The organism is Psychrobacter sp. Pi2-51 (assembly GCF_904846665.1).
Lineage (GTDB): Bacteria > Pseudomonadota > Gammaproteobacteria > Pseudomonadales > Moraxellaceae > Psychrobacter > Psychrobacter glaciei.
Genome location: NZ_CAJHBP010000016.1, coordinates 11,940 through 30,205, shown reverse-complemented (window position 1 = coordinate 30,205; position 18,266 = coordinate 11,940). Strand labels below are relative to the sequence as shown.

The 18,266-nt window shown below is 44.3% G+C and carries 14 protein-coding genes; 9 read left to right on the top strand and 5 right to left on the bottom strand.

Going from position 1 to position 18,266, the window contains the following annotated elements:
* Nucleotides 1-65 precede the first annotated feature (65 nt).
* The gene (gpmI, locus tag JMY08_RS09460) at nucleotides 66-1,721 is read left to right on the top strand and encodes a 2,3-bisphosphoglycerate-independent phosphoglycerate mutase (RefSeq protein WP_201593048.1); all 1,656 of its coding nucleotides are present in this window, start codon (nucleotides 66-68) and stop codon (nucleotides 1,719-1,721) included.
* Nucleotides 1,722-2,086: 365 nt separating this feature from the next.
* Nucleotides 2,087-3,598, top strand: coding sequence for a S41 family peptidase (locus JMY08_RS09455; RefSeq protein ID WP_201593047.1), 1,512 nt, complete (start codon nucleotides 2,087-2,089; stop codon nucleotides 3,596-3,598).
* A 97-nt stretch (nucleotides 3,599-3,695) separates the two neighbouring features.
* Here JMY08_RS09455 and JMY08_RS09450 read toward each other — a convergent pair whose 3' ends face one another.
* The 3 genes from JMY08_RS09450 to JMY08_RS09440 all read right to left on the bottom strand — a co-directional run bounded on the left by JMY08_RS09450 (nucleotide 3,696) and on the right by JMY08_RS09440 (nucleotide 8,159).
* The gene (locus JMY08_RS09450) at nucleotides 3,696-5,390 is read right to left on the bottom strand and encodes a sigma-54-dependent transcriptional regulator (protein ID WP_201593046.1); all 1,695 of its coding nucleotides are present in this window, start codon (nucleotides 5,388-5,390) and stop codon (nucleotides 3,696-3,698) included.
* Nucleotides 5,391-5,678: 288 nt separating this feature from the next.
* The gene (locus JMY08_RS09445) at nucleotides 5,679-7,490 is read right to left on the bottom strand and encodes a sensor histidine kinase (protein WP_189584258.1); all 1,812 of its coding nucleotides are present in this window, start codon (nucleotides 7,488-7,490) and stop codon (nucleotides 5,679-5,681) included.
* Nucleotides 7,491-7,523: 33 nt separating this feature from the next.
* Nucleotides 7,524-8,159, bottom strand: a complete 636-nt coding sequence (locus tag JMY08_RS09440) for a response regulator (RefSeq protein ID WP_010199282.1) — start codon at nucleotides 8,157-8,159, stop codon at nucleotides 7,524-7,526.
* Nucleotides 8,160-8,560: 401 nt separating this feature from the next.
* Here JMY08_RS09440 and JMY08_RS09435 point away from each other — a divergent pair, with 401 nt between their 5' ends.
* Together JMY08_RS09435 and JMY08_RS09430 are read left to right on the top strand one after the other, a co-directional pair.
* Nucleotides 8,561-9,655: a serine hydrolase gene (locus JMY08_RS09435; RefSeq protein WP_201593045.1), complete on the top strand. Its 1,095-nt coding sequence runs from the start codon at nucleotides 8,561-8,563 to the stop codon at nucleotides 9,653-9,655.
* A gap of 115 nt (nucleotides 9,656-9,770) precedes the next feature.
* Nucleotides 9,771-10,442, top strand: a complete 672-nt coding sequence (locus JMY08_RS09430) for a thiamine phosphate synthase (protein ID WP_201593044.1) — start codon at nucleotides 9,771-9,773, stop codon at nucleotides 10,440-10,442.
* A gap of 78 nt (nucleotides 10,443-10,520) precedes the next feature.
* Here JMY08_RS09430 and JMY08_RS09425 read toward each other — a convergent pair whose 3' ends face one another.
* The gene (locus JMY08_RS09425; protein WP_201593043.1) at nucleotides 10,521-10,850 is read right to left on the bottom strand and encodes a TraR/DksA family transcriptional regulator; all 330 of its coding nucleotides are present in this window, start codon (nucleotides 10,848-10,850) and stop codon (nucleotides 10,521-10,523) included.
* A gap of 403 nt (nucleotides 10,851-11,253) precedes the next feature.
* On the opposite strand from JMY08_RS09425, the gene JMY08_RS09420 reads away from it, so the two are divergent.
* The 5 genes from JMY08_RS09420 (at nucleotide 11,254) to ruvB (ending at nucleotide 16,412) form a co-directional block, all read left to right on the top strand.
* Complete coding sequence (locus JMY08_RS09420; RefSeq protein WP_201593042.1) at nucleotides 11,254-12,459, top strand: phosphoglycerate kinase; 1,206 nt, start codon at nucleotides 11,254-11,256, stop codon at nucleotides 12,457-12,459.
* 257 nt (nucleotides 12,460-12,716) lie between these two features.
* The gene (locus JMY08_RS09415) at nucleotides 12,717-13,103 is read left to right on the top strand and encodes a hypothetical protein (RefSeq protein ID WP_201593040.1); all 387 of its coding nucleotides are present in this window, start codon (nucleotides 12,717-12,719) and stop codon (nucleotides 13,101-13,103) included.
* A 407-nt stretch (nucleotides 13,104-13,510) separates the two neighbouring features.
* On the top strand, nucleotides 13,511-14,548 hold the full coding sequence (gene fba, locus JMY08_RS09410) for a class II fructose-bisphosphate aldolase (protein ID WP_201593038.1): 1,038 nt from the start codon (nucleotides 13,511-13,513) through the stop codon (nucleotides 14,546-14,548).
* 84 nt (nucleotides 14,549-14,632) lie between these two features.
* Nucleotides 14,633-15,256 carry a Holliday junction branch migration protein RuvA gene (gene ruvA / locus JMY08_RS09405; RefSeq protein ID WP_201593036.1) on the top strand — a complete coding sequence of 208 codons (624 nt, stop codon included), beginning with the start codon at nucleotides 14,633-14,635 and terminating at the stop codon, nucleotides 15,254-15,256.
* A gap of 175 nt (nucleotides 15,257-15,431) precedes the next feature.
* The gene (gene ruvB, locus JMY08_RS09400) at nucleotides 15,432-16,412 is read left to right on the top strand and encodes a Holliday junction branch migration DNA helicase RuvB (protein WP_026037210.1); all 981 of its coding nucleotides are present in this window, start codon (nucleotides 15,432-15,434) and stop codon (nucleotides 16,410-16,412) included.
* Between the two features lie 121 nt (nucleotides 16,413-16,533).
* Here ruvB and JMY08_RS09395 read toward each other — a convergent pair whose 3' ends face one another.
* Nucleotides 16,534-18,195, bottom strand: a complete 1,662-nt coding sequence (locus JMY08_RS09395; protein ID WP_201593034.1) for an ABC1 kinase family protein — start codon at nucleotides 18,193-18,195, stop codon at nucleotides 16,534-16,536.
* Nucleotides 18,196-18,266 lie beyond the last annotated feature (71 nt).

Genomic DNA, 18,266 nt, shown 5'->3' with positions numbered 1-18,266 from the left:
ATAGACAACTTTCGACATCCTAATATAGCAGTATAGGCGTTCATTCACTTGAGGAGCGGTAATCTATGACCAGTACCCAGCAACAATCTGAATCTATTGACGACAATCAGGCGCAACTTGATAGCAAGCAAGATAGCGCACAGCATAAAAAAACACCGTATGTCTTAATGATATTGGACGGCTTTGGTCATCGTGAAGAAGACAAGGATAATGCCATTGCTGCGGCTAATATGCCGAATCTAGATAAGATCTATCAGAAATATCCGCATGGATTGATTTCTGCGTCGGGTGAAGATGTTGGTTTGCCAGATGGTCAGTTCGGTAATTCTGAAGTGGGACATATGAACCTAGGTGCTGGTCGTGTGCTATATCAAGACTCAACCCGTATCTCAAGTGAGCTTGCCAATCGCGAGTTCTATAAAAACGAAGCCTTGGTCGATGCTGTCAAAGCGGCTAACGAAAAAGGGGGTAATGTCCATATTATGGGCTTGCTCTCTGATGGTGGCGTGCATTCGCATCAAGACCATATCGAAGGAATGTGTCACTCGGCATTGGTTCACGGTGCCAAAAACGTGTTTGTTCATTGTTTTTTAGATGGTCGTGATACGCCGCCTAAATCTGCTGATAAGTACATCAATCGTTTGCGTGAATACTTGAACAAGCTTAACGCCCATTATGAAGGTCGCGTACAGATTGCCAGTATCATCGGTCGCTATTATGCGATGGATCGTGACAATCGCTGGGATCGAGTACAGAAGGCCTATGAGCTTATTACGGAAGGTAAAGCCGATCGTCTATCTACCCGTGCTGATGGTGCTGTTCAAGCCGCTTACAAAGCCCGTGAAACTGATGAGTTTATCAATCCAACTACCGTGATTGAGAGCGGCGACACGCCCTATACCGTCGATGATAATGATGCACTTATTTTTATGAATTTCCGTGCCGATCGCGCCCGTGAGCTAGCGCAAGCGTTTGTGCTGCCAGATCATGAGTTTTCAGGTTTTGCCCGTCATAAACAGCCAAAACTGGCCGCGTTTGTCATGTTGACCAAGTACTCAGATATTTTAGCGGATAGCCCGAAGACCAGTATCGCTTATTATCCGACGTCTTTGACCAATACGCTGGGTGAATATTTGCAAACGCAAGGTAAAACGCAACTGCGTATTGCCGAAACTGAAAAATACGCGCACGTGACGTTTTTCTTTAGTGGTGGCCGCGAAGCAGAGTATAAAGGTGAGACACGTATTCTTGTGCCGTCGCCAGATGTCGCCACTTATGACTTGCAGCCAGAAATGAGTGCTCCTGAAGTGACCGATAAGTTGGTGGCTGCTATTGAATCAGGCAAATATGATGTGTTAATCGTCAATTATGCCAACGGTGATATGGTAGGGCATACCGGTATCTTTGAAGCAGCTGTGCAAGCGGTAGAGGCGTTAGATGTCTGTGTTGGCCGCATTGAATCGGCAGTACGAGCAGCTGGCGGCGATATGCTCATTACCGCTGATCATGGCAATGTTGAGCAAATGCAAGACTACGAAAGCGGACAGGTACATACCCAACATACCACCGAGCATGTGCCTCTAATTTATATTGGTGAGCAAAAAGTACAAGTACGTAGTGGCGGTAAGCTTAGCGATATCGCACCGACCATCTTGTCATTGATGAATATCGATGCGCCAGAAGAAATGACGGGCGAAAACCTATTGATTCCAGTATCGTGATTCAGTCATTCTGATACTTTCGCATGCTGGCTATGATAATGCCTATGATAATGCCATAAGCACAGCTGAAGCAGTCAGCGAATGAAAGATAAAGGGAAGGGTATCTATGCTCCTTCCCTTTTTTAGGATAGGATTTTAGCTTATACCATTCACAAAAATTAGAGCAGCAAGGAAAACGAGTATAAGTGCTACGCATTGTAGACTAAACGAGTTTGACACAGCTAATCGTACTTTTTGGGTTTGGTATCACTTGCAATACTACCCTAGTCTTGGCTGTGATCTTGATGCTACCTTACACGATATCATTCATTAATTACCCGATAACAATAACTTTGCATGTTTTCTTTTTATCTAGGTGAGTTTTTATGCATCCCATCTGTCTTATACGTTCGTCGGCGTCTAAACGACTAGAAAAACCATCAATGATGACCGCATTGATAACGTCGACTGTTTTTAAACCCGTACTCATGGCCAGTTTCATAGGGTTGAATGTTGTTGGCATGCAAGCACAGGCTGCGACAAATAATGAAAGCAGCCCGACGGCCAGCCTACAGCTTATCAGTCTCGATGCTGATGAGATATCGGCAGAAAACGGTGCAGATAATTTGTCTGATATCGCTGATATGTTGGATGCTGCTGACGCGTCTGATGATGCGATAGACAGTGTTGCAGATGAAAGCGCTTTGACCGATGAGGCCGACGATATCAATACAGATGTCCCTGATGAAGTGGGCCAAGTGTCATTGAATGCTATTTCCCCTGAAACTCTAAAAACGTTTGTCGCGGTCGTGGACTTGGTACGCCGTGAATATGTGGACACGGTCAATGACGAAGAGTTATTTAATAATGCGATGAGTGGCATGTTGACTAAGCTCGATAGCCACGCTGAATTTTTGGATGCTGAGGCCTACGAAAATCTGCGGGCTTTTACCGAAGGGGATGTCGGCGATATTGGTATCAAGGTGGTCTATCGACCAAAGGCTGGCTATTGGGTCGTCACAGAAGTTCTTAATGACTCACCTGCGGATAAAAAAGGCATCGCAGTCGGTGACTATCTGCATCAAGTTGATGAATTCAAATTAGATGACGACAAACAAACTAATGATGTTGAACAGCTTTTAACCGGTATTGCGGGTACACAAGTGGATATTGTGACTTCTAAAGCGGGTCGCCGCAAACATACCACGACTTTACAGCGTAACAATAACCACCCGCAAGTCATTGAGACACGGCTTGTTGATGGTATGGCGGTGATGAAACTGCCCGCTTTTCAAAACAACAGTCGTGAAAAGCTGCTGCAAGGTCTTATTAGCTTAGAAGCACCGATATCCGGTATTTTGTTAGACATGCGTGATAATCCAGGTGGTGTTTTAACCTCAGCGGTGAGTGTGGCTAGTTTGTTTATGGCGGACACTGATGTGGTACAAGTGAAAGGTCGGAAAGATGACTCTCGTGTTTTATCGACCCAAGGTGCTGCAATACTCAAGCCATTGCCCGTAGTGGTATTGCAAAACCGTTATTCTGCCTCAGCTGCCGAAGTATTAGCAAGCAGCTTGCAAGCGCAAAAACGCGCCACTATCGTCGGTGAGGTGAGCTATGGCAAAGGCTCGGTACAGTCGGTGATACCTGTGAATGACGAGCAGGCCGTTAAGCTAACCGTTGCTAATTATGTGACGGCGGCTGGCAATAAGATAGATGGTATCGGGGTCGAGCCTGATGTGGCTCTACTGGGTAATGAGAATACATGGGAGCAGCAGGCGCTTGATTTACTCAGGGCAAAAGCGCTCGCTTCGGGTATTCGCTTTGTGAGAAATTCAGCTGTAGAGGATAATATTCTCGAAGATCAGACAGACGAAAAGCAGATAGACGAAAAGTAAATAGGTATCGATAGCCCTAAGCGTACTTTACTTGCCCAGCACCATTATTATGCTCAAAATTGATGATGTATTATGTTTAAATCTACAGACCTTAAAATCAATCGGCCTGATCTTCAGCAATATTGAGCTTTTTCATACGATAACGTAAAGAGCGAAACGTCGTTCCTAACAGTTCAGCGGCTTGGGTTTTGTTCCAGCCTGTTTGTTTAAGTGCAGTAATAATCAGATTTTTTTCTTGCTCTTGCAGATAGTGTTCTAGACCTTTGGCAGGCAACAACTGGCTTTGAAAATTCTCTTCTGACCCTATTTGCTCGTCATGACTGGTTGTTAATTCCTGCTCTATAGAAGAGATGGGGCTACGGTCTGGTTCACTGCTATCGGCCATCGACCGCTGAATCGTGGAAGGGTAGTGCTGCGTAATCGTACGATAAGGATGTAGATTGGTCTTTGCTTGCTCAGATTGCTTCACCGTCGAGGTTTGACCAATTTCTTCTTTGTTAATTACGGATTCGATTGCTGGCTGGTTGTCTTCTTTATAATTAGATGGGTTGGGAGTAGGCACTTTATGACTGGTTGCGTTGGTATTTTGACTTTGTTGAGTATTAATCTCTTGATGAGTATCAAGCTCCGCTAGACCCAGATGACTGACGTCAATGGTGTACGTTTCCGCCAATGTCACGGCGCGTTCGAGTAGGTTGCGTAGCTCACGAACATTACCAGCAAAATCATGATGCTGCAAGCGCGCGCAAGCCGCCGTTGTCAATGAGGGTGGGGTGTCCAACTGCCACTCTTTTGCGATCAGTGCTAAAAAATGCTTTGCTAAGACAGGAATATCATCACGCCGCGCATTAAGCGTGGGCAGTTTTAGTTCAATCACATTGATACGGTAATACAAATCTTGCCGAAACAGTCCGCTTTGTACCAATTGGTTCAAGTCTTTATGGGTCGCAGATAAGATGCGGATATCGACAGGCAGCTCTTTGGTATCACCGATGGCACGCACGGTTTTTTCTTGAATGGCGCGTAGTAATTTGACTTGCATTGCCAAGGGCAAATCTGCTACTTCATCCAAAAATAACGTGCCACCGTTGGCTTGTTGGAACAAGCCTTGCTTATCAGCGACCGCTCCCGTAAAGCTGCCTTTTTTATGACCAAAAAATTCCGACTCCATCAGCTCGGAAGGGATTGCTCCGCAGTTCACCGGTACAAAACTGCCATCTCGACGTGGGCTTAAATCATGAATCAGCTTGGCAACCACTTCTTTACCTGTTCCGGACGCACCTGATAAAAAAACTGGCGCTTGTGAGCGTGCCAACTTTAAAATGGTGTTTTTAAGGGGATGCATGACGGCAGAATCACCGATTAAACGGCTATCCAACATCTGCTGCTCAGGTGAACATTCAGGCGCGGCTTCTGCTTCGTTATTTTGGTGAATAACCTTGAGTGCGTTTTCGACCAACTGGCGTAAACGTGGCAGCTCAAGCGGTTTATTGACGAAGTCAAAAGCACCCAGCTTTAACGCTTCAATAGCCAAATCCATACTACCATGGGCAGTAATCACGGCGATCGGTGTACTAGAGCTGTTGCTGATGTCTTTGACCAGCTCTAGTCCTGAGCCATCGGGTAGCTTGAGATCCGTCAGACAAAAGTCATAGTCGTTTTGCTGCCAGTAGGCGCGTGCTTGCGATAAGGTATAAGCCACATCGCTTTTGATGCCCATCTTGGTTAGGGTGATTTGCATCAAGCGGCACAAATCTACTTCATCATCAACGACTAGCGCGGTTACTGTCATACGTTATCTCATTGTGTTCGATGGCTAAAAATTTAAAAATAGGGTTCAATCTGTCTTATCTAGGGTGTGTCATCATTTAGATTGTGAGGCTTAAAATGAGGAAAATTGCAGCCAAACAAGGAAGAAATTGCCGTAAATATGAACATATTGACAAGATTTCTGACGATGTTTGGCTAAATTTAGCCATTTTAAGACCACTAAATGTATCCATGTGCTAATTGATGACACGCCCTAGTAAGGGTGATAATCAACGTGTTTTTATCAAACAACCCTTCTCTTTTATAGAAGCTACTGGTCTTCAGTAAGCCGTTTATCAGCATCGTGACCATCGGTGTCGATAGCAGGGGCAATCAAGCGAAAGCAAGTCTTTTGGTGTTCAGGAATATAGAGTAAACGGGCTTGATTGGCTTCACAGAACGCCTGTGATAAATACAATCCTAAACCCGTTCCAGCTTCGTCGGTGGTAAAGAATGGATTGAATAAATGCTGTAAATCATTGCTACTAACGCCCAATCCATCATCTAAAATATCAATTATAACATCGTTATCAGCACAGTAAATCTCAATTTCCACAAAAGCATGAGGGTGAGCGTAGCTACTATAACGCAGACCATTATTGATCAAATTAATTAATACTTGTTCCAATTGGTGCATGTCGAACGAGATAGTGGGATTGGTATATACACGCAAAAAAATGTCATGGTCTCGAAAATAATTGTCCAAAAACAGTGGTAGCCAATCAGCCAATAGAATTGATTGCTGACGGGCTACCTGCTGGCGCGACAGTTTTAAGATATCTTCAATAATACGGTTTACACGTTTGGTTTGCGAAAATATCATTTCATACAGTTCGTGATTGCCCGTCATATAAGTATTTGCAGGCTCTGTCATCGCTGTTGTATGGTCGGCAGTAGAACTGATAGTACTATGCTCTGCTGCCTTGTTCCTCTCACTTTCTACGACATCTTCCATCAATAGTTGACTGGCCTGTGAGATAGCCGCAAGCGGATTTCTGATTTCATGGGCAATACTGGCGGTCAATTGCCCAAGCGATGCCAGCTTTAACTGTTGAGCGCTGGCTTGCTCACGGCGCAAATCTTCTAGCATGATCAGCTTGCTATTATCTTTTAAGGGGATGATTTGTACCCGTAGCTTACCGATGACAGAGGCATTTGCTACCGCAGGTAATTCATAAACAAAGCTGCGTGACAGCCCTTCAGAGACGGACAAACAGGCATCAATAAGTTGCAGATGTTGTTCTTTGAGCTGATGTTGAAAGTCGGCGAGAAGGGTAGCTTCGGGGTTGTTTTGCTCATATCTTAAATGACTGGACGTATCAAGCATGGACGCTAGCGGAGGGTGGGGGATACTGAGTAGCTGATGAGCCGCTAGGTTTGCTAACACAATATGCTGTCTGTCAATCACGATGACCCCATTGACCATTTGGGTAATGACTTCTTGATTGATCACGTTCAGTCGTTCGACTTCTTTGGCTTGATTTGCAGCGACTTGCTCGACTTGTACCAAGCGCTGGGAAATGGACCAGCTCAAGACCCCTACCGCCAAAAAGCTTGCTGACATCAGCAAGGCATCGCCTAAATTGGACAAACTCATGCTATTGGCGATGGCATAAAAAAACTGCTGATAGATTACGAAAATAATAGCAAGCAAAGTGATAATAAGTGCTTGCGAGCCGTACAGTAGCATGAAGCTGGCCGCGACGACGACCATATAAAGCATGGTGAGCTGTAAGTCAGGGGCACCATTGGTATAAAGCAAAAGGCTCAAGATAATGACATCTAATGCCAATCCAAAAGCCAGCTGGCGCCGCAGATTCTTAGTCACCACATAAAACAAGCCAAGCAAAATTAAACTGATGATGACGTAGAAACTAAGCGCTGTTTGCTGCAATAAGCTTGGTAATAATGAGCCACTATCAGATTTGACGGTCACATATACCATCAACATAAAAAATACGCTAACGATAAATCGATAACTGCTATAGATCAGTCCCAACCGCCGTAACTGTGGTAAAGGCAGCGTCTCATCTTGCTGTAGGTAATTGGTGATAGCAGAGACGGCTCTGAGCGCAAGTTTCATAAATTGACCGTAATAAAAAAGGTATGAAGAGGTTTACGGTTGAATGAGACCATGACGGATAGCCAGATGAGTCAATTTCACGTCACTATCGACGCCGACTTTTTCATAAATGCGATAGCGATAAGTGTTGATGGTTTTGACACTCACGAACAATTGATCAGCAATTTGCTGCGGACTTTGGCAGTTGACCACCATCATGGCTACTTGTTTTTCGCGGTCACTTAATAAGTCAAAAGGTGAGTTGGCATTATCTGACAAGAGAACATCAGCCAACTGCTCAGCGACATCTTGGCTAAAGTAACGACCACCTTGATAGATTTTTTTGACCGCGCGTATCATCTCATCAAGCGGCGTACCTTTAGTAATATAACCATTGACGCCCGCTTTGATCAGCATGGATGGATAAGGTTGTGCCGACATGCTACTGACGGCCAAAATTTTGATACCCAGATCGAGCTGAATCAAGCGCTTGGTTGCTTCAAGCCCGCCGATATTGGGCATATTCACATCTAGCAAAATCACATCAGGGCGCAGCTGTTTGGCCAGTTTAATCGCCATGTCGCCGCTGTCAGCTTCACCGATGACTTCGATATCAGCACTGTCTGCCAACATACGGCTGATACCCATCCGCACCAAATCATGATCATCTACTACCAATACTCGAATCATAGTTGTACTCTTTGCTGTCTATCAAAATGAAGGTTGCATTGTGAACGTTAAACTATCTGAACCAATCTGTATATCTATTAACCACAACAATGATTTTTATTATTTTATAATAGGATGATATCGCATTGATTTGATGACTACTACTCTCATCATATATTGCTATAGTGTTAATTAATATTGCTAAAATCTAATTTAAATGTAGCAAAATTTGAAGCTGGTTAAAAAATGCCCATCTAACTGATTTAGTACATTAAACTTAAATGCAAACCATGATACACTAAAAATACAAAAACTCTATGTGAGTACCTACAAACACAACCACAAACGCTACGTACGTTGTTGCTATTAATTAGTATGTAACTGATTCGCTAATTAACAGCATCGCGACAGCAGGGGGAAGAATGAAGCACTTACCATTAACCAAACAGCAGTTAGTTGCTGCCATGATTTCATTGAGTTTAGGCAGTATTGCACAAGCTGCACTTACAATTAATGGTAGCGCTGATGCTGGATCGAGTGCTCGTATGAGTTGGGGCGGTGCTGATAGCTTGTCCGAAGCGCGCAATATCATGTACAAGTCTAACGGTTCGGCCATCAAAAAAGTCGATAATGGGTATGGCACTACCAATATTACTAACAGCAACACCAGTAGTTTTGGTAGTAGTAATAACAGCTTCAATAACACCAACAGCTATAACACTACTTATCGTGGGAGCTTTGGCAGCAGTAGCATGATTCCGATCAGCACCGACTCTCGCAGTGTGGCGGTGATCGATGCCGAAACTGGTGAATCTATTTACGAGAAAAACGCTGATGTCGCCCGTCCTATGGCGAGTATTACTAAGGTAATGACGGCAATGGTGGTGTTGGATGCAGGTCTCGATATGAGAGAAGAGATCACCCTCGATCCTGAAGATTTCGTCGGTCCTAAGCGTGCAAGTTCGCGGTTAAAATCAGGCGATCGTTTGAACCGTGCTGAAATGCTGTTAATGGCATTAATGAAATCTGAAAACCCTGCCGCCAAAAGCCTAGCGCGTAACTATCCAGGTGGCTATGATGCCTTTATACGAGCGATGAACCGTAAGTCACAAGAGCTTGGTATGACGACAGCTTATTTCGGTGATCCAACGGGTCTCGATAAACGTAACATTGCTTCATCAAATGACTTGGTAAAAATGGTCCGTGCTGCTGGTAACTACGATGTGATTCGTCGTTTCTCCACGACTAAGAGCTATGACTTTTACGTGGCCAATTATTCAGCCGGTAACCGTACCTATAAAGCCAACAACACCAGCAGTCTAGTACGTTCAGGCGATTATCCAATCGGGATCTCAAAAACCGGTTTTATTAATGAAGCAGGTCGTTGTGTGGTAATGGAAACACGTGTGAATAACCGTCCTGCGATTATTGTCATCTTAGGGGCGAACAGCTCAGCCACGCGTTGGGGTGATGCTAAGAACATTTTAAACAGTTTGGCAACTCGCCGTACAGTGTAAGCGGATGGGTTTAGTAGGTATAAAAAGGCTGTTATGTAATATAACGGCTTTTTTATTGTGTTGAATTTTTGTCTCCATTATTTTTAAAATAAGAACACGCCCTAGGAAAAACCATATGACTCAAGCATCGACTACTACACTAGCCCCAAAGTTATATTTGCTGACCAATGATGATGAATTCGCGCTGCTATACCGCAAATTAGAGACCGCGTTTGCCACAGGGTGTATTGCCTTATTGCAAATCCGCCGTAAGCAAACATTGACGTTAAGCAATGGCGCATCCAAGCTCTATGACGAAGCTCTACAAATAATTCGCTTGGCAAAGACATACAATGTCCCAGTCGTCATCAATGATGATATTCAGCTGGCCGCAAAGCTTGGTGTTGGGGTTCATTTGGGGCAAGAAGATGGCGATATCAGAGAGGCCAAGCAATGTCTATTATCGAATCAGATTATTGGCCGCACTTGTCATGGTGATGTGGCGCTGGTGAAAGAAGCGCAGGATGATGGCGCCAGTTATGCCGCGATGGGCGCAGTATTTGCGTCTACAACCAAGCCTAATGCAGATGTCATCTCGCGCCGAGAGCTTTCCGATGGGTGTCAGCAAGGTATTGAGTTATGTGTGATAGGCGGTCTAACGGCAGAAAACGTTATTGAGCTGGCAGGTTTGCCGATTGCTTATGTGGCAGTAGTTGGGGATATTATGGATTTGCCAGAACACCAAATAGCCGAGCGCTGTGAGCAATGGCAGCAGGCGCTTGGTACGTGGCAGACGCCTGCTTTATAACTGATTTCTAAATTTGAAATCAATGTTTCAAAATAAAATCGATGTTTCAAAATATAAGTGCATTATATAAATGAATCGTTATTCTGCATGTTCCATACATAAGGTGGCATAGGGCAGTGCTTCCAAGCGTTTTTCTTCAATCAGTTTGCCACATACCTCACATTCACCATAAGTCCCATTTTCGATACGGTTCAAGGCATTTTCGACATAGATTAGGCTTTGTCGTGCTTCACCCATGAGATTTTTACGCATATCGTTTTGACGATAAGAGATGGCTTGATCTTCCCAATGCTCATTGAGGTCATCTTGTGGATTTTGGATATGATCTTCGATTTTATCGATTCGAGTTTCATACTCGTCTTTCAGCTTCAATAAAGTCTGTTTAGCAGTGGCTAGATCGATACTCATGGTATTCTCCTAATGGGTTATTTTTATTGTTGAACTTAATTATTATCATTAATAGGCGCTGTATCGTAAAGCTCATATTTACGATAAACATCAATGCCATCATAAACAGCCTGACTGCTGAGTACCACCACGAAATGTTACTGATTTTTATAAAAATTAAATAAGTTTGTCTTATTTTTAACCTGCTTAGTAAAATTTAATCATAGGTTCTTTATGAGCGCTTGTTAGAAAACTGCTAGAATACACCGCCTCAGATTCTTGCTAGATTAGTCTCATGAGACCATTAGTAAGAATAAGCGGTTAAATAGTTTGATAACTGTCATTCAGTGATATTTAGCATTGAGTGATATTTAGTAAAAAGCCACACCGTAGATTAACAATAGATGATGCATAGGAGCAGGTAATGAATTTTTTGCGTATGAGTGAGCTAAACTTAACGGACAAAGTGGTATTGATTCGAGAAGACTTGAACGTACCTATTAGAGACGGTAAGGTCACGAGTGATGCGCGCCTGCAGGCCAGCTTGCCTACCATCAAAATGGCACTAGAGAAAGGCGCTGCCGTTATTGTGTGTTCACACTTGGGACGTCCAACTGAAGGCAATCCTGAAGCCATATATTCTCTAGCACCTGTCGCTGACTATTTAAGCGACAAATTGGCAGCGCCAGTTAGTTTAAATAATGACTATCTGACTGAAGGCGTTGCAATTAAAGCAGGTGAAGTGGTACTACTAGAAAACGTGCGCTTTAATACGGGTGAGAAGAAAAATAATGCAGACTTAGCACAGAAATATGCATCGCTATGTGATGTGTTTGTGATGGACGCCTTTGGCACTGCGCACCGTGCGCAAGCCTCAACTGAGGGTGTCACTCAGGCCATGCGTCAAGCAGATAAAACAGTGTGCGCAGGGCCGCTATTAGCCGCTGAGCTTGATGCCTTGAGCCTAGCGCTTGAAACCCCAGCGCAGCCCATGCTCGCTATTGTTGGTGGCTCAAAAGTCTCTACAAAATTGCAAGTTTTGCATAGCTTGGCAGAAGTATGCACGCAAATAATCGTTGGTGGTGGTATCGCGAATACCTTCCTAGCCGCGCAAGGTCACAGTGTCGGCGCTTCGCTATATGAAGCGGACTTGGTTGAGACCGCTCGTGAGATTATGACTAAAACTGAGATTTTACTGCCTGAGTATGTGGTGGTTGCCGATAAAAATGAGATTGATTTCGCTGACTTTACAGGCTCCTTACAAAAAGCCACTGCGACTACGAAGTCGGTTGATGCGATTGGTGATAATGACATGATATTGGACATCGCTCCAGAAAGCGCCAAGCAACTGGCTGATGCTATTACCAATGCAAAGACTATTTTGTGGAATGGGCCAGTGGGTGTTTTTGAAGTGGATGCTTTCGGTCAAGGCACTCAAATCGTGGCAAATGCGGTCAAAAACAGTCAAGGTTTTTCGATTGCTGGTGGTGGCGATACTTTAGCAGCGATCGATAAATATCAAGTTGCAGATGGCGTGAGCTACATGTCAACAGGTGGCGGTGCATTTTTAGAGTTTGTAGAAGGCAAAGTGCTGCCAGCTGTTGCCGCACTGCAAATAGAAGCGCGATAATTTAACCAACTTTCAGCAGTTCAGTAACATTAGGCGTACAACGTATCGCAATCATCTAAGGTAGGCTATAAAAATAATATGGTGACTGGCTCTCTTACCTTATTAATTTGACAGCTATGAGTGCAATTGGTCATCAATTATTATCAAGTAGTAATTATTTGTTTTTATACTGAAAATTATTATTGCATGTCTTATTTACTGCCTATAGAATAGCGCAACCATGTATTTTGACATGCTTTATTTACGAGAGGTTTATTATGTTAAAACGTCATTTGTTACTTGCTAGCGTACTTGCTGGTACTTTTGCAATCACTGCATGTAGCCAAGAAACACAAGATAAAACTGAAGCTGCTGCTGATTCTGCTGCTGAAGACACTGCTGCTAACGCTGACGCTGCTGCTGTTGAAACAGAAGCTGCTGCTGCTGAAGCTGAAGTTGCCGCACAAAACGCTGGTACCGAAGTTGCTGAAGGCGCTGACACTGCTGGTGTTGCCGCTACAAATGCACTAGAAAACACGGGTGAAGCGGTTGTGGTCGGCGCAAATGAAGCCGTTGCCAATACTGCTGAAGTGGTTGCCGATGGCGCATCTGCTGTTGAAGATAAAGCCAGTGAAAACGCAGTAGAAGCAGAGCAACAGTACTAATAATCGTACTGAGCAAGTCAGTTATTGATTCGGTGACGTGCTATCGATTGATAGGACGAGGCACTAAATGAGTAGCGAGCATTGATAATTGCTTTAATTGATAGTTGCTTTATAAGCCCTCAAAATACTAGAAAAGCCTTGGTGATTACCAAGGCTTTTTGCGTTGTGTGTCAGTGTTATAGTTGATAATAATCAAACTCACGTGAAGGGACGTGTAGACTGACAAATAGTCGGGCAACTGCTACGAAGACGGAACAATTTTTGCTATAATCACCGCGTAGCGTTCACACCCAAAATATTTTGGGCTTTTATTACTTTCTATACCGTTAGTATGGTCTTCTGCACATTGGGATGATCGTTATAAAGCTTTTTTAAATACTATTCAAAATCTAATCAGAGAGCGTCTTATGGCCCTAATATCCTTACGTCAACTTCTAGATCATGCCGCTGAACACAGCTATGGTGTTCCTGCTTATAACGTCAATAATTTAGAGCAAATGCGTGCAATCATGATGGCTGCGGATGCTTGTGAATCACCTGTCATCGTACAAGCCAGCGCAGGCGCACGTAACTATGCAGGGTCAGCGTTTTTGCGTCATTTGATCATTGCCGCTATCGAAGAGTGGCCACATATTCCAGTAGTTATGCATCAAGATCATGGTATGTCACCAGCGATTTGCCAGCGTTCAATTCAGCTTGGTTTTTCATCAGTGATGATGGACGGCTCGCTTGGTGAAGATGGCAAAACGCCAATGGATTACGATTACAATGCTAGCGTTACTCGTGAAGTCGTCAAAATGGCACATGCTTGCGGTGTTTCTGTAGAAGGCGAAATCGGTTGTTTAGGTAGTCTTGAGACTGGTATGGCAGGCGAAGAAGATGGCTCTGGCGCTGAAGGCGTATTGGATCATGAGCAACTATTGACCAGTGCTGACGAAGCCGAACAATTTGTAAAAGACACCAATGTCGACGCGCTAGCCATTGCTATTGGTACTAGCCATGGCGCTTATAAATTTACGCGTCCACCTACAGGTGACATCTTATCTATTGAGCGCGTAAAAGAGATTCATGCTCGTATTCCTAACACGCATTTGGTGATGCATGGTTCATCATCAGTGCCACAAGAATGGCTAAAAATCATCAATGAGAATGGTGGTGATATCGGCGAAACTTATGGTGTGCCAGTTGAGCAGATCGTCGAAGCGATCAAGCACGGGGTACGTAAAGTCAATATCGATACCGATTTACGCTTGGCCTCAACAGGTGCTATCCGTAAATTTCTTGCAGAAAATCCGAGCGAGTTTGATCCACGTAAATACTTCAAAGCATCTATGGTCGCAATGTCAGATATCTGCACCAATCGTTTTGAAGCTTTTGGTTCTGCAGGTCAAGCGCATAAAATTCGTCCAACGAGCCTTGAAGGTATGGTGAATTTTTACCAGTAAGGTTATTTTTTTGAACAAGCGTCGCAGACAAAAAATGGTAGCTGATGTTATTTATACGATGGCCTATGTAAGAGGTAGTGAGTGATGATTGGATTGATTACCGGACAAGTGCAATACTTAATGGCACCAACCGCCTGTATCATGACGACCTCTGGTGTGGGTTATGATATTGAGCTGCCATTGCCTTCATTTTGTCAGCTACATCTCAATGAGCAGGCAAGCATTTGGACGCATTTCCATGTGCGTGAAGATGCGCAGTTGCTCTATGGTTTTATTGACCGCAAAGAGCGTGATGTCTTTCGTCAGTTGATTAAAATCAACGGTGTTGGTGCAAAAATGGCACTAGCGATGCTGTCTGCAATGTCAGCAGCTGAGCTAAAAATGCACGTCGAGCAAGACTCTGAAACCGCATTGACTCGTATTCCAGGTATTGGCAAAAAGACCGCGCAACGGTTATTGATTGAGCTAAAAGATAAGCTAAAAAATATCGAAGTGGATAATAGTAATTTAGAGTTTGCTATGCAGCCAGCTGAGATTTCTGCCGAAGACAATATCATCGCCGAAGTAGAAGGCGCTCTGATTAGTTTGGGCTATAAAGAAAAAGAAGCTCAGCAAGCCATCAAAGCTGCCAAAAGTAACGGTGGCATCTTTGAAGATACACAAGGATTGTTAAAAGCCACATTACAGCAGCTATCAACGTTTAAGTAGTTTTTACTCCAACTGCTATTAATGGTTACATCAGTCAGTATCAAACAAATAAGCGACATTAATTGTCGCTTATTTTCGTTTTGGTATATAACTGTTGATGTTTTGCATGACTTATAGGTGGCGTTTGGTTATGCTATTTATTACCTAATTTTTTAATATAATGATAAAAACTATGATGCAAGATCGTTTGATTAATCCGCTAGAAGGCGCAGGGGATGCGCCTGATTCCAATATTCGACCAGCACTGTTGGCTGAATATATTGGTCAGCCGGTGGTGCGTGAGCAGATGGAAGTATTTATTGGCGCGGCACGCGGTCGTGGCGAGCCATTGGATCATACGCTCATTTTTGGTCCACCAGGGTTGGGTAAAACAACGCTTGCCAATATCATTGCTCGTGAAATGGGCGGTAACTTACGCTCGACCTCAGGGCCTGTCCTCGAGCGTCCAGGTGATTTGGCGGCCATGCTGACCAATTTGGAGGAGGGTGACGTACTATTTATTGATGAGATTCACCGTTTGAGTTCGGTCATTGAAGAAATACTTTACCCAGCCATGGAAGATTTTCAGCTAGATATCATGATCGGTGAAGGGCCAGCTGCCCGTTCTATCAAGCTTGATTTACCACCGTTTACCTTGGTTGCGGCAACGACCAGAGCAGGATTATTGACCTCACCACTACGTGATCGCTTTGGTATCGTACAGCGGCTAGAGTTTTATAATATCGCCGATCTGACCACGATTGTTAGCCGTGCCGCCCGCTTGATGCGTGTGCCTATGAGTGAAGATGGTGCGGTAGAGATTGCTCGTCGGGCGCGTGGTACACCGAGGATAGCCAATCGGTTACTACGCCGTGTGCGCGATTATGCGGAGGTCAGGGGAGATGGCAGTATCAATGGGGCGATTGCGGGTAGTGCGCTAGATATGCTAGCTGTTGATAGACGTGGTCTCGATCATTTAGATAGACGTTATATCGAGATACTACATGAGCGTTTTGATGGTGGTCCCGCTGGTGTCGAAGCGGTAGCAGCTGCTATGGCAGAGGATCGCGGTACACTTGAGGACGTGATTGAGCCTTATTTGATTCAGCAAGGCTATGTGTTGCGTACGGCACGTGGTCGTGTATTGACTCAAATGGCGATTGACCAAATGTTATAGTAATCAGTATTTAGCATAAAAAATGCGCCTGCTTCTCATTAAAAGCAGGCGCATTTTTTTGTTTGAGTCTCGAGTTACGAGGCTTTTTCTGAACTAAGTAAATAAAAGATAAAGTTGGTCTCTAAGCTAAAATTCGCCAAACAACTACCAAGACAGCCAGTATATAAAATATAGGTGATAGCCAACCGACGACTTGCGTTGCAATGGCAATGAAAATAGCAAAGCCTGCAAGTGCTAGCCAATCACGGCGGCGATCGTTAAGCATGTCCGCGCGAATTTGCTGTATTTCACGTAGTTGGCTGTCTTGGCGTGAGCCTTGTGAGGCAAGACTTTGTAAGCCTTGATCTAGCAGTTTTGGAATATCAGTTGTAGACAGTAACATTTCAGGTAATTGCTGGCGTAGTTGCTGTAGATTACGCATCGGGTCTAGCTGTTCTTTGATCCAGCTGCTTAGAATGGGCTTGGCAAGTGACCAAATATCAAGGTCAGGATACAAGTCGCGACCGAGGCCTTCAACGTGTACTAATGTCTTTAGCAATAGCATCAGCTGTGGCGGGATACTCATATGATGGCGACGTGCGATATCCAAAATCTGCATCAATACGCCAGCAAAGTCGATGTCATTAATGGATTTTTGTAGCATAGGGCCGACGGTGCGTTTCATATCACGCATCAACGCATGCTTATCTGCATTTGGTGGTATCCAACCGGCTCGGCTAACGATATCAACCATTGCGGTAAAGTTGTCATTCATAACCGCCAATAACATCCTCGCGACAATGAGCTGATCGTCTTTTGATAAGGTGCCCATGATGGCGCAATCAAGTCCGATGTAACGTGGCTCATGACCCAAGTCGACCGCTGCCATACCTGCATGTAGTGTTTGCACAGGCGGGGTCTCTACGAATACATTGCCTGGATGCATATCAGCATGAAAGAAATTATCACGAAAGACTTGGGTGAAAAATATCGTTAGACCTTTTTTTGCCAGTGCTGCACGGTCATAGCCTAGCTGGTCAAAGACTTCAACCTGCGAGATGGGGACACCTTGGATACGCTCCATCACCATCACATTTTTGGCAGCATCATACACTTCAGGCACATACATCAATGCTGAACCTAAGAAGTTATTGCGCATCTGGGTGGTATTGTCTGCCTCTAACATCAAATCTAGCTCGTTAAGCATGACTTGCCGATAATCCTCGACAATATCGATAATATGTACGGCACGCGCCGCTTCAATACGAGCGGATGCCCAGCTTGCCAATTCACGCAGTAGCTCAAAGTCAGAAACAATCGTGGTGCGGATATCGGGACGAACCACCTTTATGACGACTTCACGACCATCATGCAGGGCGGCAGTGTGTACTTGGGCGATAGAGGCGGCCGCTAGCGGTTTGACATCAAAGCGTGCGAACAATGTGCCAATAGACTGCCCAAGACCATGCTTAGGGTCTTGGATTTGGGTAATGGCCACATCAGAGTTAAATGGTTTAACCTTGTCTTGTAGCTGAACCAGTTGAGCAATAATCTCAGGCGGTACCAAATCACGACGTGTTGACAGTAGTTGGCCTAATTTTAAAAACAGCGTACCCATGTCCTCAAGCGCGTATTTAATAGCGTTTGGCTGATGTTTTTTACCCCAAGCAGCTGGATGCAAGCGAATTAAACGTGCTAAAGGTTGCAGCTGTGGCGCCTCTTCAATAGAAAAGTGCGTATCAATGCGATATATTGCGGCGATACGCCAAAGCTCAAGTAAACGGGCGCGATGGGATAATAGCATGAGGTATAGGTACTCTAGAGAAAGTCAAAAATAAGGTAGACGCTGTGCTTATCTATAGATAATGTGATCAA

Excerpts from the sequence above, each read along its gene's own strand:
- gpmI (WP_201593048.1), top strand. The coding sequence starts at position 66 with ATGACCAGTACCCAGCAACAATCTGAATCTATTGACGACAATCAGGCG.
- JMY08_RS09455 (WP_201593047.1), top strand. The coding sequence starts at position 2,087 with ATGCATCCCATCTGTCTTATACGTTCGTCGGCGTCTAAACGACTAGAA.
- JMY08_RS09450 (WP_201593046.1), bottom strand. The coding sequence starts at position 5,390 with ATGACAGTAACCGCGCTAGTCGTTGATGATGAAGTAGATTTGTGCCGC.
- JMY08_RS09445 (WP_189584258.1), bottom strand. The coding sequence starts at position 7,490 with ATGAAACTTGCGCTCAGAGCCGTCTCTGCTATCACCAATTACCTACAG.
- JMY08_RS09440 (WP_010199282.1), bottom strand. The coding sequence starts at position 8,159 with ATGATTCGAGTATTGGTAGTAGATGATCATGATTTGGTGCGGATGGGT.
- JMY08_RS09435 (WP_201593045.1), top strand. The coding sequence starts at position 8,561 with ATGAAGCACTTACCATTAACCAAACAGCAGTTAGTTGCTGCCATGATT.
- JMY08_RS09430 (WP_201593044.1), top strand. The coding sequence starts at position 9,771 with ATGACTCAAGCATCGACTACTACACTAGCCCCAAAGTTATATTTGCTG.
- JMY08_RS09425 (WP_201593043.1), bottom strand. The coding sequence starts at position 10,850 with ATGAGTATCGATCTAGCCACTGCTAAACAGACTTTATTGAAGCTGAAA.
- JMY08_RS09420 (WP_201593042.1), top strand. The coding sequence starts at position 11,254 with ATGAATTTTTTGCGTATGAGTGAGCTAAACTTAACGGACAAAGTGGTA.
- JMY08_RS09415 (WP_201593040.1), top strand. The coding sequence starts at position 12,717 with ATGTTAAAACGTCATTTGTTACTTGCTAGCGTACTTGCTGGTACTTTT.
- fba (WP_201593038.1), top strand. The coding sequence starts at position 13,511 with ATGGCCCTAATATCCTTACGTCAACTTCTAGATCATGCCGCTGAACAC.
- ruvA (WP_201593036.1), top strand. The coding sequence starts at position 14,633 with ATGATTGGATTGATTACCGGACAAGTGCAATACTTAATGGCACCAACC.
- ruvB (WP_026037210.1), top strand. The coding sequence starts at position 15,432 with ATGCAAGATCGTTTGATTAATCCGCTAGAAGGCGCAGGGGATGCGCCT.
- JMY08_RS09395 (WP_201593034.1), bottom strand. The coding sequence starts at position 18,195 with ATGCTATTATCCCATCGCGCCCGTTTACTTGAGCTTTGGCGTATCGCC.